Source organism: Bradyrhizobium sp. SZCCHNRI20481 (genome assembly GCF_032485055.1).
GTDB lineage: Bacteria > Pseudomonadota > Alphaproteobacteria > Rhizobiales > Xanthobacteraceae > Bradyrhizobium.
Genome location: NZ_JAUEUE010000002.1, coordinates 229,233 through 243,668, shown reverse-complemented (window position 1 = coordinate 243,668; position 14,436 = coordinate 229,233). Strand labels below are relative to the sequence as shown.

18 protein-coding genes are annotated in these 14,436 nt (G+C 65.4%); 11 read left to right on the top strand and 7 right to left on the bottom strand.

Annotation, left to right across the window (positions count from 1 at the left end):
- Positions 1-120: 120 nt before the first annotated feature.
- The 3 genes from QX132_RS03660 to QX132_RS03650 all read right to left on the bottom strand — a co-directional run bounded on the left by QX132_RS03660 (position 121) and on the right by QX132_RS03650 (position 3,432).
- Positions 121-891, bottom strand: coding sequence for an AAA family ATPase (locus QX132_RS03660; RefSeq protein ID WP_315738121.1), 771 nt, complete (start codon positions 889-891; stop codon positions 121-123).
- A gap of 75 nt (positions 892-966) precedes the next feature.
- Complete coding sequence (locus QX132_RS03655; RefSeq protein ID WP_316160120.1) at positions 967-1,824, bottom strand: PCC domain-containing protein; 858 nt, start codon at positions 1,822-1,824, stop codon at positions 967-969.
- A gap of 6 nt (positions 1,825-1,830) precedes the next feature.
- On the bottom strand, positions 1,831-3,432 hold the full coding sequence (locus tag QX132_RS03650) for an acyl-CoA synthetase (protein WP_316160119.1): 1,602 nt from the start codon (positions 3,430-3,432) through the stop codon (positions 1,831-1,833).
- A gap of 255 nt (positions 3,433-3,687) precedes the next feature.
- Here QX132_RS03650 and QX132_RS03645 point away from each other — a divergent pair, with 255 nt between their 5' ends.
- The 3 genes from QX132_RS03645 (at position 3,688) to QX132_RS03635 (ending at position 4,789) form a co-directional block, all read left to right on the top strand.
- Entirely contained in the window at positions 3,688-4,230 is a 543-nt protein-coding gene (locus QX132_RS03645) for a DUF3828 domain-containing protein (protein WP_315738124.1), read from the top strand.
- A 6-nt stretch (positions 4,231-4,236) separates the two neighbouring features.
- Entirely contained in the window at positions 4,237-4,509 is a 273-nt protein-coding gene (locus tag QX132_RS03640; RefSeq protein ID WP_315738125.1) for a GNAT family N-acetyltransferase, read from the top strand.
- Positions 4,510-4,624: 115 nt separating this feature from the next.
- The gene (locus tag QX132_RS03635; RefSeq protein WP_315774944.1) at positions 4,625-4,789 is read left to right on the top strand and encodes a DUF1127 domain-containing protein; all 165 of its coding nucleotides are present in this window, start codon (positions 4,625-4,627) and stop codon (positions 4,787-4,789) included.
- A gap of 91 nt (positions 4,790-4,880) precedes the next feature.
- On the opposite strand, the gene QX132_RS03630 is transcribed toward QX132_RS03635, so the two are convergent.
- Positions 4,881-5,285 carry a DUF3597 domain-containing protein gene (locus tag QX132_RS03630; protein ID WP_315738127.1) on the bottom strand — a complete coding sequence of 135 codons (405 nt, stop codon included), beginning with the start codon at positions 5,283-5,285 and terminating at the stop codon, positions 4,881-4,883.
- A 403-nt stretch (positions 5,286-5,688) separates the two neighbouring features.
- Between QX132_RS03630 and QX132_RS03625 the strand changes: the two genes are divergently transcribed.
- Both QX132_RS03625 and QX132_RS03620 read left to right on the top strand, forming a co-directional pair.
- A complete protein-coding gene (locus QX132_RS03625) occupies positions 5,689-6,600 on the top strand; it encodes a DUF2189 domain-containing protein (protein ID WP_315810938.1) in 912 nt (303 codons plus the stop codon).
- Positions 6,601-6,793: 193 nt separating this feature from the next.
- Positions 6,794-7,615: a lytic murein transglycosylase gene (locus QX132_RS03620; protein WP_316160118.1), complete on the top strand. Its 822-nt coding sequence runs from the start codon at positions 6,794-6,796 to the stop codon at positions 7,613-7,615.
- Positions 7,616-7,687: 72 nt separating this feature from the next.
- On the opposite strand, the gene QX132_RS03615 is transcribed toward QX132_RS03620, so the two are convergent.
- Positions 7,688-7,951, bottom strand: coding sequence for a hypothetical protein (locus QX132_RS03615; protein WP_316160239.1), 264 nt, complete (start codon positions 7,949-7,951; stop codon positions 7,688-7,690).
- A gap of 153 nt (positions 7,952-8,104) precedes the next feature.
- Here QX132_RS03615 and QX132_RS03610 point away from each other — a divergent pair, with 153 nt between their 5' ends.
- The 6 genes from QX132_RS03610 to QX132_RS03585 all read left to right on the top strand — a co-directional run bounded on the left by QX132_RS03610 (position 8,105) and on the right by QX132_RS03585 (position 13,170).
- On the top strand, positions 8,105-8,401 hold the full coding sequence (locus QX132_RS03610) for a hypothetical protein (RefSeq protein ID WP_316160117.1): 297 nt from the start codon (positions 8,105-8,107) through the stop codon (positions 8,399-8,401).
- A gap of 24 nt (positions 8,402-8,425) precedes the next feature.
- On the top strand, positions 8,426-8,578 hold the full coding sequence (locus tag QX132_RS03605; RefSeq protein WP_006614327.1) for a DUF1127 domain-containing protein: 153 nt from the start codon (positions 8,426-8,428) through the stop codon (positions 8,576-8,578).
- A gap of 156 nt (positions 8,579-8,734) precedes the next feature.
- Positions 8,735-10,168 (top strand): methylenetetrahydrofolate--tRNA-(uracil(54)-C(5))-methyltransferase (FADH(2)-oxidizing) TrmFO, encoded by a 1,434-nt coding sequence (gene trmFO, locus QX132_RS03600; RefSeq protein ID WP_315797502.1) that lies wholly within the window; start codon positions 8,735-8,737, stop codon positions 10,166-10,168.
- 7 nt (positions 10,169-10,175) lie between these two features.
- Positions 10,176-11,276: a serine/threonine protein kinase gene (locus QX132_RS03595; RefSeq protein ID WP_315756645.1), complete on the top strand. Its 1,101-nt coding sequence runs from the start codon at positions 10,176-10,178 to the stop codon at positions 11,274-11,276.
- Positions 11,277-11,343: 67 nt separating this feature from the next.
- Positions 11,344-12,234 (top strand): TauD/TfdA family dioxygenase, encoded by an 891-nt coding sequence (locus QX132_RS03590; RefSeq protein ID WP_316160116.1) that lies wholly within the window; start codon positions 11,344-11,346, stop codon positions 12,232-12,234.
- A gap of 243 nt (positions 12,235-12,477) precedes the next feature.
- A complete protein-coding gene (locus QX132_RS03585; protein WP_315797505.1) occupies positions 12,478-13,170 on the top strand; it encodes a TauD/TfdA family dioxygenase in 693 nt (230 codons plus the stop codon).
- A gap of 13 nt (positions 13,171-13,183) precedes the next feature.
- Here the strand turns inward: QX132_RS03585 and QX132_RS03580 are convergent, their stop codons facing one another.
- Together QX132_RS03580 and QX132_RS03575 are read right to left on the bottom strand one after the other, a co-directional pair.
- A complete protein-coding gene (locus QX132_RS03580; protein ID WP_316160114.1) occupies positions 13,184-14,047 on the bottom strand; it encodes a phytoene/squalene synthase family protein in 864 nt (287 codons plus the stop codon).
- A complete protein-coding gene (locus tag QX132_RS03575) occupies positions 14,044-14,421 on the bottom strand; it encodes an Mth938-like domain-containing protein (RefSeq protein WP_315738136.1) in 378 nt (125 codons plus the stop codon). Before QX132_RS03575 ends, QX132_RS03580 begins: the two co-directional genes overlap by 4 nt.
- Between the last annotated feature and the right edge of the window lie 15 nt (positions 14,422-14,436).

Here is a 14,436-nt window from a genome sequence, read left to right as displayed (position 1 = left end):
CGCAGCCCTGGATTGCTTCCGCCTGCGCCCGATGGGCTTCGGCGGACACGTCGCTTCGCTCGCAATGACGGCGGAGCAAGTTGGTCGACCTCGCCAACTCTCATGCACCACGCCCCGCCCTCACTCCGCAAGCACCGCCTGCACGAAGCCGTCGGGATCGGCGCAGAACTCGCGCAGGGCCTTGAAGTGATCGGTGTCCTGCACAACGACCTTCTCGAGACCGTATTTGGTCAGGCGCAGCAGGGTCGCGCCGGGATAGGCCATCAGCACCGGCGCATGCGTCGCCATCAGCACCTGGCAATGACCGGACTCGTCCATCCGCCGCATCAGCTTGAGAAACTCGATCTGGCGCGCCGGCGACAGCGCCGATTCCGGCTCGTCGAAGATGTAGATGCCCTGGCGCTGGCAGCGCTCCTCGAAGAAGCGCAGGAAGCCCTCGCCGTGGGAATGCGACAGGAAGTCGGGCGGCGGCCCTCCGAATGGATCGTCCAACGCGGCCTCGTCGAGATAGCGCGCCACCGAGAAGAAGCTCTCGGCGCGGAAGAACCAGCCCTGCGTGATCTTCGGCAGCCAGCTCGCACGGAACGCGGCACCGAGCGTACCCCCCATGCGCTCGATTGCACGACCATGATCCACCGGCCTATAGCCCTTGCCGCCGCCGGCCTCGTCATAGCCGGCCAGCGCCGCGATGCCTTCGAGCAGGGTCGATTTGCCGGTGCCGTTCTCGCCGACGATGATGGTGATGGCGCTCGTGAAGCTCAGCTCGAACTCGTCCTGCAGGAACGGCAGGCAGAACGGATATTCGGCGCGGTCGGCGATCTTGGCCGGATCGAGCCACAGCCGCTTCAGATAGGGTGCGCGCAGCCGGATCTCACGTTGCTTCCTCGCCATGACGCCTTCACGAATTCGGTGACATCGCGGGCAATCTCGCACAAGGCGGCGGGATCGACCACCGTCCCACGCGGGCTACGCCGCGACCTCCAGCACCAGCTCCATCGTCATCAGCACCGGGTTGTCGCCGCGGACGAGACGTCCCTGGGCCAACGCGCCAGTGTAGTCGACCAGCGCGACGTCGAGCGTGGCTTCGAGGCCGTCAGCACCGGGTGCGATCACTCCGGCGGTGATGGTCAGCTCGGTCGCGAACGGCTCGACGACGACGCCGTCTTCGAAGCGCGCGCCGATGGTCGAGCCGACACCGCCGCGGATCCGCGCCCTGCTGATGCCTTGCGCGCGGCAGAACTCCTCCAGACAGCCGGCAAAATCCTGGTTCGGCCGCAGCCGCAGCGCGAAGGCACGGCGATCCGTTGGGGCGCTGCTCGGTGCGGCCGCCACCGGGCCAAACAGCTTGAAGCCGGTTTCGGGATCAGGCGCGGCGCTGAAGATCGCGCCATCGAGCCCGAACGCCTCGACCTCGAACGGCTCGGCGACCACAGTCTCCTCGGGCAGGATGTGGCCACCACCGGCCCGGCCGCCCTCTTCGGTCCACAGCGCGTGACAATGGAAGAACGGCGCGCTGTCGCGCACACCCAGCGTCATGGTCGCGGTCGAGAGCTGGGTGACACCGGCGGGCCGATAGGTCTCGCTGTAGAACGCGGCATGATCCGGCGCCTTCGACAGCGCCGGCATGACATAGGCGAACGGTCCGAGCGCACCACCTTTGATGTCGAGCACGCCGCCGGCAAAGCCTTCACGCGCAAAGCCGCGATGGGCCGCTTCCAGCAGCGGCAACCCCTGCTCCATGGTGAAGGTGAAGGCGCGGCCGCGCGCCTCGACCCAGTGGATACGGTCCGCCACCGGCGCGCCGGGCTGTTTGATGAATCGCATCAGTGCTCAGCCCTGCCTGGTGAGATCGAGCAGGCCGCGCGCCTCGAGCTCGTCGCGCACGAGACGCTTGGGGATCTTGCCGTAGCCAGACTTCGGCAGCGCGTCCCAGAAGAAGAAGCGCTTCGGCATCTTGTAGCGCGGCAGCTTGGTGGCGAGATAGCCGGCGATCGCGCTCTCGCTCGGCACGGCCGCGCCCTCGCGCGCCACGCAGACGGCGACGCCGACCTCGCCCCACACGGGATCAGGCACGCCGAGCACGGCGACCTCGCCGATGTCGGGATGGGTCAGGATCTTCTCCTCCACCTCGCGCGGATAGATGTTGGAGCCGCCGGAGATGTACATGTCCGACGCGCGGCCGGTGATATAGACGAAGCCCTGCGCGTCCATGTGGCCGAGATCGCCGGTGCGGAACCAGCCGTCGCGAAACGCCTTGGCATTGGCGTCGGGATTGTCGTAGTAGCCCGCGAACACGGCCGGACCGATGACGCAGATCTCGCCGGTCTCGCCCGGCTTCAGCTCGCGCCCCTGATCGTCCTGGATCGAGACCTGCATGCCCGTGCGCTCATAGCCGCAGGTGCCGATCCGCGCCTCCGGTCCATCCTCTTCCTCGTGCGCCGCGGCCGGCAGCACCGTGATGTTGCCGGTGACCTCGCCGAGGCCGAAATACTGCACGATGACCTTGCCGAGCCGCGCCAGCGCGCGCTTCTGGTCCTCGCGATACATCGGCGCGCCGGCATAGATCACATGGCGCAGCGAGGAATGATCGAATTGGTCGACGGCGGGATGCTCGACCATCATCTTCAGGATGGTCGGCACCGTGAACAGGTTGCTGATGCGATGCGCCTCAATGAGACGGAACGCCTCGGTGATGTCGAACTTCTCGCTCGGCAGCAGCACCGTCCTGGCGCCGCGCGCGCTCTGCATCAGCTGGTGCACGCCGGCGCCATGCGACAGCGGCGCCACGACGAGCGATGCGTCGTGCTCGGTGGTGCCGGGCGTCAGATCGGCGAGATGGTTGGTGATGACGAAGGCCATCTGGCCATGCGTCAGCACCGCCGCCTTGGAGCGGCCTGTCGTGCCCGAGGTGAAGAAGAACCAGCAGGGATCGTCGTGCTCCACGGCTGCGTTCGCAACGTCTGCGCCGGCGTTCGCCTTCATTGCGTCGGCCACGGCCCCCGTGCCGAAGCTGCCGCCGTCACCGATGCGCCAGGTAAAGTCAGCAGTCGTCACTGCGGCAGCGTGCTCCGGAAAGTCGCCGTGGCAGAGAAACGCCTTCGCGCCCGAGGCGGTCGCGAGGTAGGCGACCTCGTCCGGCATCAGGCGGAAATTGGTGGGCACCCAGACCACGCCGAGCCGGAACGCGGCAAACATCGAGACGAACATCTCCTCGCAGTTCTTGGAGTGCACCAGGATGCGATCGCCCTTGGCGATGCCCTGCTCGGCCAGCGCCGCCGCGAGCGCCGAGACCATCGCGTCGATCTCGCGCCAGGACCACGACCTCTCGCCCCAGACGAAGCCGACGCGGTCGCCGAGCCGGCGGCCGTTCTGCGTCACGATATGCGCGAGATTCATCACCCGCCGCGACATCCGCAGCTGTGTGCCACTCATCGACGAGCCCTCGCATCCCGGCAGCAAATGAACAGACCCATGACAGCGTCCCCTCGATCGATTCTCGGGCGGTCTCGGCCACCCGTTACCTTCCCGCTTGTTTATCGCGGTCCCGCGCGACCTCGCAAGCGCGGCCTGCCCATCGCTCCCATGCGACGGTGTCATTCGAACGAATGCAGATGCCGTGCGACAAACCCGAGGCCGGCCGCGCATTCCTTCATTTCACCACGCACCGAATCTGATTTGAGGACACCCATGATCAATCGTCGTTTCCTGCTTCTCGGCCTCGCTGGCGTGCTCGCCGTATCCCCGCTTCGCGCGCAGGCCCCCGCCGCCAATGAGCCTACCGGCATCATGACCGCGATCTACACCCGCGTCGCCAAGGGCAAGGGCGAGGATGGCGGCAACTTCGTCATCGAGAACAAGGCGGCACGCGCGTACTATCTGTCAAAGTCGCTGGCCGCCCAATGGGCAAAGATGGACGCCCGCACGCCGAAGGGCGAGGTCGGCGCGGTCGATTTCGATCCCGTCACCAATTCGCAGGATCCGGATGTCGCCTCGTTCAAGGTGAGTCCGGAGAAGCAGGAGGCCGACAAGGCGACGGTCGCCGTCACCATCGCCGGCCATCGCAACGATCGCACGGAACAGGCCGACAACGTCATCCGTTACGACTTCGTGCGCGATGCCGGCCAATGGAAGATCGACGACATCCGCGGCGCCGTCGACGGCAAGCCCTGGTCGATCCGCGAAATGCTGGCGGAGTTCATCAAGCAGACCGACAAACCGAAACGAAGGTAGAGAAGCATGACCGTCGTCCGCGACAACAAGGCCCAGAGCCGCTTCGAGCTCGACGTCGAAGGCAGCATCGCTTTTGCAAACTACCGAGCGACGCCGCAGGCGGTCGTCATCACCCACACCGAGACCCCGGCAGCCCTGCGCGGCCGGGGCATCGGGTCCGAGCTGGTCAAGGGCGCACTGGAGTTGATCCGCGCCGAGGGCCGCAAGGTGATCGCGGGCTGCAGCTTCGTCGCCGACTACCTCCGTGACCACCCGGAGAACCGGGACATCATGGCGTGACGTTCCGTAGAATTACCGAGCAAGACGATTGGACCGTGTGCTTTAACGCAATGGCTACCCGGATGGACCAGCAATCCCCCGCCGAACAAGCAACCAGACCGATGGGGAGAGGCTCATGTTCATCACTGCCATTTTCGACGTTCTCAAGCGCTACGTCCGCTACCGCACCCAGCTCGCTTATCTCGACCAGCTCGACGAGCGCACGCTGCGCGACATCGGCTTCAACCGCGACCAGTTGCACGCCGAGGCCTGGCAACGCGCCGGCTTCGTGCACGTCTGAGCCGTTCGAGCAGCCTCTCGCGACACGATATCGACGACAAAGGCCCGCGCGATGGCGGGCCTTTCGCTTTTGGGCCGTCGGCGGCCGACGCTCAGTGCTTGATCTCCGGCGGCAGCTTGCCGCCATTGGCGGCGAGCTTGCTCATCACCTGCTTGTGCAGCCACACATTCATGCTGGCCGAGTCGTTGGTGTCGCCGCTGTAGCCGAGCTCCTTGGCAAGCTCCTTGCGCGCGGCGAGGCTCGAATCGATGTCGAGCGCCTTCATCAGGTCGACGATCGAGGTCCGCCACTCCAGCTTCTCGTGCTTGGCAGCCGCGGCCTTGTCGACGATCGCCGCCACATCGACGTTTTGCGCCGCAGCAGCCGGGCCCCCGGTCGGAGCTGCCGTGCCGCCTGCCGGCGCGGTGCCGCCCGCGGCGGGCGTGCTGCCGCCGGCCGGGGCAGCCTCGGCATGATGACCGAAAATAGCGCCCATGATCTTTCCGAAAATGCTCATCAATGGCTCCCAATGGATGGTGATCGTAAGAAGAACTCGGCCGGCGTTGTTCCGTTGCAAAGACGGCCGTAGAGCCGCTCCGCCACCCGCCGAGGCCTGCCAAGGCGACCACGGCGACGAATGTGAAGCTTACCCAAGGCGGAATGACGGCGGAATGACTTTGTCCGTGGACGGCTCGGCTTCTTCGGTCGCGGGCACCGTTCTAATGCACCGCGACATTCACAGCACTCACCGAGGCGTGAGTAGGCGCGGCCTGTTTTGCCACTATCCTGATGACTTCCGTTCGCGAATGGCCGCCCCGAGGTTCGTCGCGTCTGGCCATCCGCGAATTTGTTCCAACGAGAAGCGCAGCCCGCCTGCGTGGTTGGGTAGCGCCCTACGCAAGTTGAGGGAGCACACGACGATGGCCACCTACCACAGCAATGCCGCCTCCCACGTTCGGGCGGCAGACGAGGTCGCGGCTGAGCTGACGATTCGTACGATCGACATGTCGAGCCTGATGCGCGCGCTGCGGCTCGGCTGGGACGATTTCAAGGCCGTCCCGAGTCACGCCGTGATGCTATGTGCGATCTATCCCGTTCTCGGCCTGGTGATCGCGCGCGCGGTGTTCGGCTATGCGGTGCTGCCGCTGTTGTTTCCACTGGCGGCGGGCTTCGCCCTGCTCGGCCCATTCGCCGCGCTCGGTCTCTATGAGCTCAGCAGCCGCCGGGACCGCGGCGAGAACACCAGTGCCTGGGATGCTCTGGAGGTGCTGCGGTCGCCGTCGTTCGGCTCGATGCTCGGACTAGGCACGCTGCTGCTCGCGCTGTTCGTCACCTGGGTCGCGACCGCGCAGGCGATCTACGTCGCAGTGTTCGGCTACGGCGGCGCGACGGGCGCGGGCGATTTCCTGCAGCGGGTGTTCACGACGCCGCAAGGCTGGTGGCTGATCGCGGTCGGCTGCGGCGTCGGCTTCCTGTTCGCGCTGCTGGCGCTGTGCCTGAGCGTCGTGTCCTTCCCGCTGATGCTCGACCGACACGCCGGCGCGCTCGAAGCAGTCGTCACCTCGCTGCGCGTGGTGGCCAAGAATCCCGTTCCGGTTGCGGCCTGGGGCCTCATCGTCGCGGTGCTTCTGGTCGCCGGCACGATTCCGTTCTTCCTGGGGCTCGCCGTTGTGATCCCGGTGCTCGGCCACGCCACTTGGCATCTCTACCGCGAAGCCATCGCGATCAATCCCGACGCAGCCCGGATCGTGCCGCCGGCCCCGCGCGGCTCCAAACCCGCGGCCGACTTCCCGGCGAACCTGTTCCCATGGCGCTCGCGCGACGGGATGTGAGGACGCAGCGACGAGTTTGTCACGGCCGCCGGCCTCCCAGGCCGGCGGTCGCCTCGAGAGGCCGCCAGCGTGTTGCAGCGCTCACGAAATCCGACGCCAATGTGATCGAAAGGCCTTGTTGCTGCCGCGGTTACGCCCGACATGGAGCGCGCCCAGCAACGCTTTTTGAATCCATTGCCGTCCAGGTGTTTCGATGATTGCTCGCGTTCTCGCCGTTTCCGCTCTTGCCTGCCTCGCTGCCCTCACCACCCTGTCAGCGCCAGCGCACGCCGCGGTGCCTTGCGGCAGCGGCAACTTCGACGGCTGGCTCGCCGAGTTCAAGACCGAAGCTGCGGCCAAGGGCATCTCACAAAACACGATCAATGCGGCGCTGACCGGCGTGACGCCCGACCAAAGCGTGCTGAACCGCGACCGCGGTCAGAAGGTGTTCAGCCAGACCTTCGAGGAATTCTCCGGGCGCATGGTCCCGCCGCGCATGACTCGCGGCTCCAACATGCTGAAGCAATACGGCTCGGTGCTGTCGCGGATCGAGCAGAGCTACGGCGTGCCGGGCGAGGTGCTGGTCGCGATCTGGGGGCTCGAGACTGATTTCGGCGTCAATGTCGGAAAGTTTCCGACCATCCGTGCGCTCGCGACCTTGGCCTATGACTGCCGCCGCGCCGAGCAGTTTCGCGGCGAGTTGCTGGATGCGCTGCGGATCGTCGACCGCGGCGACCTTCAGCCGGCCGAAATGCGCGGCGCCTGGGCCGGCGAGATCGGTCAGACGCAGTTCATGCCGTCGTCCTGGATCAAATACGCCGTCGATTTCGACGGCAATGGCCGGCGCGATCTGATCCGCAGCGCGCCCGACGTTCTCGCCTCCACCGCGAACTATTTGAAGGGCTATGGCTGGCAGAAGGGCAAGGATTGGGAGCCCGGCGGCCCGAATTTTGCGGTCATCCAGCAGTGGAACAAGAGCGAGGTCTACGCGCGGACGGTCGCGACCTTCGCGACCCAGCTGGCGCGGGCGCCGTAGCCCGGGTCAGGAATGAGGCCGATCGCGGTATCGCGACCGGCCGTTCGTTCGATGATGCGAACGATGCGCCTGCTACTTGATCATCCCGGCCTGCATCGCCTTGGTCAGGTGCGCGCTGCAGGCGCCCATCTTGCCGCTCAGCAGCGCGTCCTGCGCTGCCGCAATCTCCTTCTGCGCAGTATATCTGGCGTCGCCGTCAGCCATGGCCTCGATCGCCGTCTCGGTCTTCTCCAGATTGGCCCCGCTACAGCCGACGCCATGCATCCGCGCCGCCTGAGCCGGACCGACCGCCACAATTGCCGCAGTGATGAGCGCGGCCCCAAAAAGTTTGTTCATTGTTTTTCCTCGCTGGTGCGACGGCGCCGGCATCATTGCCCAGCACCGCGACACTTTGTCGCACCTTTCGTTATATGCCGCGAAGTGAAATCCGCGCGAGCGGTCCGTGATGGCGATCATCGATTTGAGAGGTGCAACGTATATAATGAATTTATGTTCATTTCATTGACCCATGCGTTTCGTGAGGTGTATGTCGGGCATTGGCTTCGTGCCTGGATCAGCCTCGAAGCCGGCATTGCTCGATCCGGCAACTCGAACGGGCGATCGAAAATCCGCATGAATACGGAGCCTTGCGCGGGTCGCTTAGCTGCCGGGCGCCTGCCCGATTCTTACTCAAGGGTTACGCAAGCTATGCGTCCGGGGTTTAGCTGCATCGCAACATTCACGCTTCCGCATCGCAACAAGCTCTTCTATGTTCATTTCAACGATGAGGTTCCGATGAAGAACTGAATCGCGAACTAAAGGAGATTTCTCATGTTGCTCTCGCTCATCCGCATGGTGCAGGCGTTCCGTGAGTATCAGCGCAACGTTGCCGAGCTGTCGCAGCTCAGCGATCGCGAGCTCGCCGACATCGGTCTCGATCGTTCGGACATCCCGCGCGTTGCTGCCGGTCACTACAACGGCTGATCAGCCTTCTTCCGATATCTACCGGACATCGCCCGCCTCGCTGCGGGCGTTGCCGCGTCTAGGCCCTGGCGCAACGAAACACACGCGCCCGGTTTCTCACGCTGAACCCCACTGGCGCATTTGCAGCGCTCGGGAAAAGCGCTACCTGTCCCGCGCATGACAGGGACCAAATCACCTTCGAATACCGTCCACGTGATCGGTGCCGGCCTCGCCGGATCCGAAGCCGCCTGGCAGCTGGCCGAGGCCGGCGTCGACGTGGTGCTGCACGAGATGCGGCCGGACCGCATGACCGAGGCGCACCGGACCGCCACGCCTGCCGAGTTGGTCTGCTCGAATTCGTTCCGCTCCGACGATGCCGCCAACAACGCCGTCGGCCTCCTGCATGCTGAGATGCGCCGGCTGGGCTCGCTGATCATGCGGGCCGCTGACGCCAACCAGGTCCCGGCCGGTGGCGCATTGGCCGTCGACCGCGACGGCTTCTCGGCGGCCGTCGCAAGCGCGTTGGAAGGCCATCCACGCATCGCGCTGCGCCGCGGCGAGATCGCGGGCCTGCCGCCCGCGGAGTGGGAGAAGGTGATCATCGCCACCGGTCCCCTCACCTCGCAGCTGCTCGCCGAGGCCATCCGTGACCTGACCGACGAGACGGCGCTCGCGTTCTTCGACGCCATCGCGCCCATCGTGCACAAGGACACGATCGACATGTCGGTCGCTTGGTTCCAGTCGCGTTACGACAAGGTCGGTCCGGGCGGCACCGGTGCCGACTACATCAACTGTCCGATGACGAAAGAGCAGTACGACGCCTTCGTCGCGGCGTTGCTCGCGGGCGAAAAGATCGACTTCAAGGAGTGGGAGACCAACACGCCCTATTTCGATGGCTGCCTGCCGGTCGAAGTGATGGCGGAGCGCGGCCACGAGACGCTGCGTCACGGCCCGATGAAGCCGGTCGGCCTGACCAATCCGCACAATCCGACGGTCAAGCCCTACGCGATCGTGCAACTGCGCCAGGACAACAAGCTCGGCACGCTCTACAACATGGTCGGGTTCCAGACGAAGCTGAAATACGGCCCGCAGCAGCAGATCTTCCGCACGATCCCAGGCCTCGAGAACGCGGAATTCGCGCGGCTCGGCGGCCTGCATCGCAACACCTTCCTCAACTCGCCGAAACTGCTGGATTCGCAGCTCCGCCTGCGCGTCCAGCCACGGCTGCGCTTTGCCGGCCAGATGACGGGATGCGAGGGCTATGTCGAGTCGGCGAGCATCGGCCTGATCGCCGGGCTCTGCGCCGCCGCGGAGACACGTGGCGCAAATCTGCTGCCGCCGCCTCCGACCACCGCGCTCGGTGCCCTGCTCGGCCACATCACTGGCGGCCATATCGAAACGATCGATGGAGCGACGCGCTCGTTCCAGCCCATGAACATCAATTTCGGCCTGTTCCCGCCGCTGGCGACGGCCCCGACCCGCAAGCCCGACGGCACGCGGCTGAAGGGCAATGAGAAGACGGTGGCGAAGAAGCAGGCGATGAGCGCCCGCGCGCTGGCCGATCTCGACCGCTGGATCGCCGAGCACCTGCCCGTCGCGGCCGCTGCGTGAGAGTACGATGAGCCTGCCGAAGACCGATTCCGCCCTGCTGGCGGCGCGCTGGAGCGAAGGTGTGCTGCTCAAGCGCGACGTGTTCTCGACCGTCGAGCGCGGCCGCTTCAAGAGCGAGGCCGGCGATGTCGACGCCGTGCTGCGCCGGCTCGACGAGGTGCCGTGGTGGTCGTTCATGCTGGCGCGGCATTTGTTCGCGCGCGAGCGCAAGGCGCTGATGCGCGCCAAGGGGCTCAACGCCGGCCCTGATCTGCTATGGGCTGGGGATCGCGCGCTGGTCCGCGGCTTCATCAATGGCGTGGCGCTGCATCTGGCCAAGCCGCACGGCAACGTCGCCTATTTCCGCTCGGCCAAACAGATGATGCGCCGGCTGCATCGCGCCGGGATCACGCACAACGATCTCGCCAAGGAGCAGAACTGGCTCGTCGGTCACGACGGCCATTGCTACGTGACCGATTTTCAATTGGCCGCCTGCTTCGAGAGCCGCAGCCGGCTGTTCCGGATCGCGGCCTATGAGGACCTGCGTCATCTGCTCAAGCATAAGCGGAGTTACGCGCCCGAGGCGCTGACGCCGAAGGAGCGCAAGATCCTGGCGCGCAAATCGCTGTTCGCGCGCATCTGGCTGATGACCGGCAAAAAGGTGTATCGCGCCATCACGCGCGGCATCTTCAATTTCACCGACCGCGAGGGTGGCGGACGACGCTTGGTCAACGATGCGCCGGTGCTGATGGACATGATCCGGAAGAACCCGGCCGTGCGCGACGCCGCGATCGTTGCCTTCGCCGATCGCCGGACCGGCGTCGGGCTCTATGCGTTCGTCGAGGGAGAGCAGCCGACGCTTGAAACTCAGCTGCAAAACGAGCTTGCTTCAGCCAAGGGCCCGAAGCCGCCGGAGCATATCCAGGTCGTGCATGCCCTGCCGCGCGACGCCAGCGGCAGGCCACGCACTGAACTTTTGCAGCTGGTCGCGATGAACCAGATCGACCTGATCGAGCCGATGCTCACGAGCGACAGCGATCGCGCTTTCCTCAAGGACATCCTGGACTCGCGCAAGAACCTGCGCGACCGGTTCAATTTCGAGGCGGACCTGAAACTGCCTTCGGCCTGAGCGGACGAGACTTCGCGGTCCGACCATTGTATCCTGCGAATGCAATGTCCTTTGGGAGGATCTGACAATGAACGTCGAGACCCGCGCGGCCGCAACGTCTCGGTCGTCGAACATCGAGATCATTCCGACCGGCCGGCAACTCGGTGCCGAGATTCGAAATGTCGATCTCAAGCATCTGGACGATGCGGGCTTCAGCGCCCTGCTCCGTGCCTTTCACACGCACTCCGTTTTGCTGGTGCGCGGCCAGGGTCTGACGGACCAGGACCTGATCGCCTTCAGCCGCCGCTTCGGCGATCTCGACTGGGCGCCGGTGCAGGAGAATGGGCGCCGCTTCGTCGACGGTCTGCCCGAAATCTACATCGTGTCGAACGTGAAGGTGAACGGCGAGGCGATCGGCAGCCTCGGCGCCGGCGAAGCGGTGTGGCACACGGACATGTCATATCTCGACACGCCGCCGATCGCGAGCGCGCTCTACGCGCTGGAAATTCCCCCCGTCGGCGGCAACACGTCGTTCTGCAGCATGTATGCCGTGTACGACGCGCTTCCTCCTGAACTGAAGCGCCGCGTCGCGGATCTGAAGATCAAGCATGACGGCACCTACAACAGCGGCGGCTTCGTCCGGCAGGGCGTGACGCCGACCGATGATCCGCGCACGTCGCCGGGCGCGATCCATCCGCTGGTCTGCACGCATCCCGATTCCGGCCGGCAGATGCTCTATCTCGGCCGCCGGCGCAACGCCTATCTGGTCGGCCTCGGGCTCGCCGAGTCGGAAGCATTGCTCGACGAGTTGTGGACCTATGTTGCTCGTCCGGAATTCGCCTGGGAGCACGTCTGGAAGGTCGGCGACCTCGTCATCTGGGACAATCGCAGCACCATGCATCGGCGCGATCCGTTCGATGATCATGCGCGGCGAATCATGCATCGAACCCAGATCAAGGGAACAGACCGCCCGCACTGATTCGCTTGCGCGCGGCATCCGCACGATCAAGCGCCAGAATGCCTGCGAATGAGTTGCAGGTTGCTGGATATTTCCTCACGCGTCGCCTTGAAGCGTCCAATTTCCGACTCAGAGCGGCAGAGTGTGCCGACAATCGCCAGATCGTGCCGCGATCCTTCCGCGAATTGCCTCCGAGCCGAAACACCCCCGACAAATTACGATGGTTGATTTGCAGGCGCTGGTGAAACTTGGGAGATGACGCAAGTGAGTCTCAGAAGCAACGTTGCTCGAAGCGCCGAAAGCAGCCTCATCCAGGTCATCCCGACGGGAAAGACGCTCGGTGCCGAGGTCTGCAATGTCGATCTCAGATCCTTCGACGATTGGGCGTTCGCCTCGTTCATGCGCGCGCTGCTCAAGCACCAGGTCCTGCTCGTGCGCGGCCAGCGTCTTGGTGAGTGTGACATCGCGGCCTTCAGTCGTCGCTTCGGTCACGCGGATCTATTTTACACCTCCCCCGGCAGCTTGCTGGGCGGCAGACTGTCGTTCTGCAGCCTCTACGCCGCTTATGACGCGCTCTCGCCGGCGCTGCGCAGCCGCGTCGCTCATCTGAAGGTCCGTCATGTCGCGAGCGACACCGCCGATGATGGCCGTCGCACCATCGTCGCAGGCCCCGTGCATCCGCTGGTCGGCAATCACTCCGATACGGGCCGAGCGATGCTCGCGCTTGGGCAGCGCCGCCATTCCTGTGTCGTCGGTCTCGAGCAGGACGAATCGGATGCGCTGCTCGACGATCTCTGGCAGCTTGCCGAGCGGCCCGAGTTCAGCTGGGCCCACACCTGCCGGTCCGGTGATCTCGTCGTCTGGGACACCCGCTGCACGATCCACCGGCACGAGCCGCCAGACATGCCGAGACTCCTTCACAGCCCGCCACTCTGGAATACGATGCCCTCGGCTTGAGCCCGCGAGAGCGTCAGCGCGCGCCAAAACTCGCCGTCCTCGCAGCGCGCCACAGCGTCCACAACGTCGCAAGGCGCGAGCGGGGTTGCGGCTGAAACGGATCGTCGGTGCGGCGATCGGCCCGCGCGAGGTCGCGCCGGACCAGCGCCAGCGGCAGCAGAACCGGCCGCACCGCCAGCGGCGCCTGACGCGCCAGCTCGAGGGTGTGATCGAGATGCTGCCGGGCCTGCCCACGCAGGTCCATGATCACATCCTGGATCGCCGATGATGCCTTGCCTGCGAACATCTCCTCCTGGCTGACGCCATGGCGCGCGAGGAGATCGAGCGGAACATAGAGCTGCCGGTGGGCGGCATCGCGCGGCAGCGATGCGATCACCTGGAGCAACCCTTGCGCGATGCCGGCATGGTGCGCGAGGTGATCCGCCTCCGCAAACGGCGGCGCAATGATCTGTGCCGCCAGCGCGAACAGCGCGCCGCGCGTGTCGCCGAGATAGCCGTCCAGCGCCGCCATCGTCGGCATCGGATCGTTGTAGAGATCGAACTGATGCTCATCGATCAGGCGCGTCAGCCGCTCGACCGGAAGCGCGAAGCGCTGCACGGTGAGCAGCAATTCGGCTGCAACGGGATTTCCCTCCGCGCCGCCATGTTCATGACCCGTCAGCGTGTCGTGCCACCACTGCAGGCGGACCTCGCCCGGCAGCGGCTGCGACACGAGATCTCGAATGCGGCTGACCTCGACGTTGAATGCGTATAGCGACAACAGCGCACGCCGGTGCTCGGGCGCCATGAACAGCGTCGAGGCGTAGCGGTCGAAATCATGCTCCCGAACGAGGCTCGCACAGAACGCGGCGTCGCTGTTGGCGCTGGCCTCGCTCATGGGACGGCGATGAGCGCTGCCGCCACCCGCCGCCGCTCGCCGATCATGACGTTGTAGGTGCGAATCGCGGGACCGGTCTGCATCGCATCGAGCACGACGTTCACGCCCCGCAAGGCCGCGCGCAGCGGTGCCGGCGGGATCCAGACATCGTTTCCGGTCCCCACGATCAGTGTGTCGATCTTGTTGGCTGCGTCGAAAACGCGCTGCAACGCGTAGCGGTCGATCTGGCTCGGCTGGGTGACGTCCCAGGCCCAGATCGAATCCGGCAGGCACAGCAGCGAGCCGCGATGCGACATGCCGGCAAAGGCGAAGCCGCCTTTGCCATAACCGTCGATCGGCGCGGACCGCGGGAAATGCGGAGCGTCAGTTGCCATGCGAGACCAACCTCT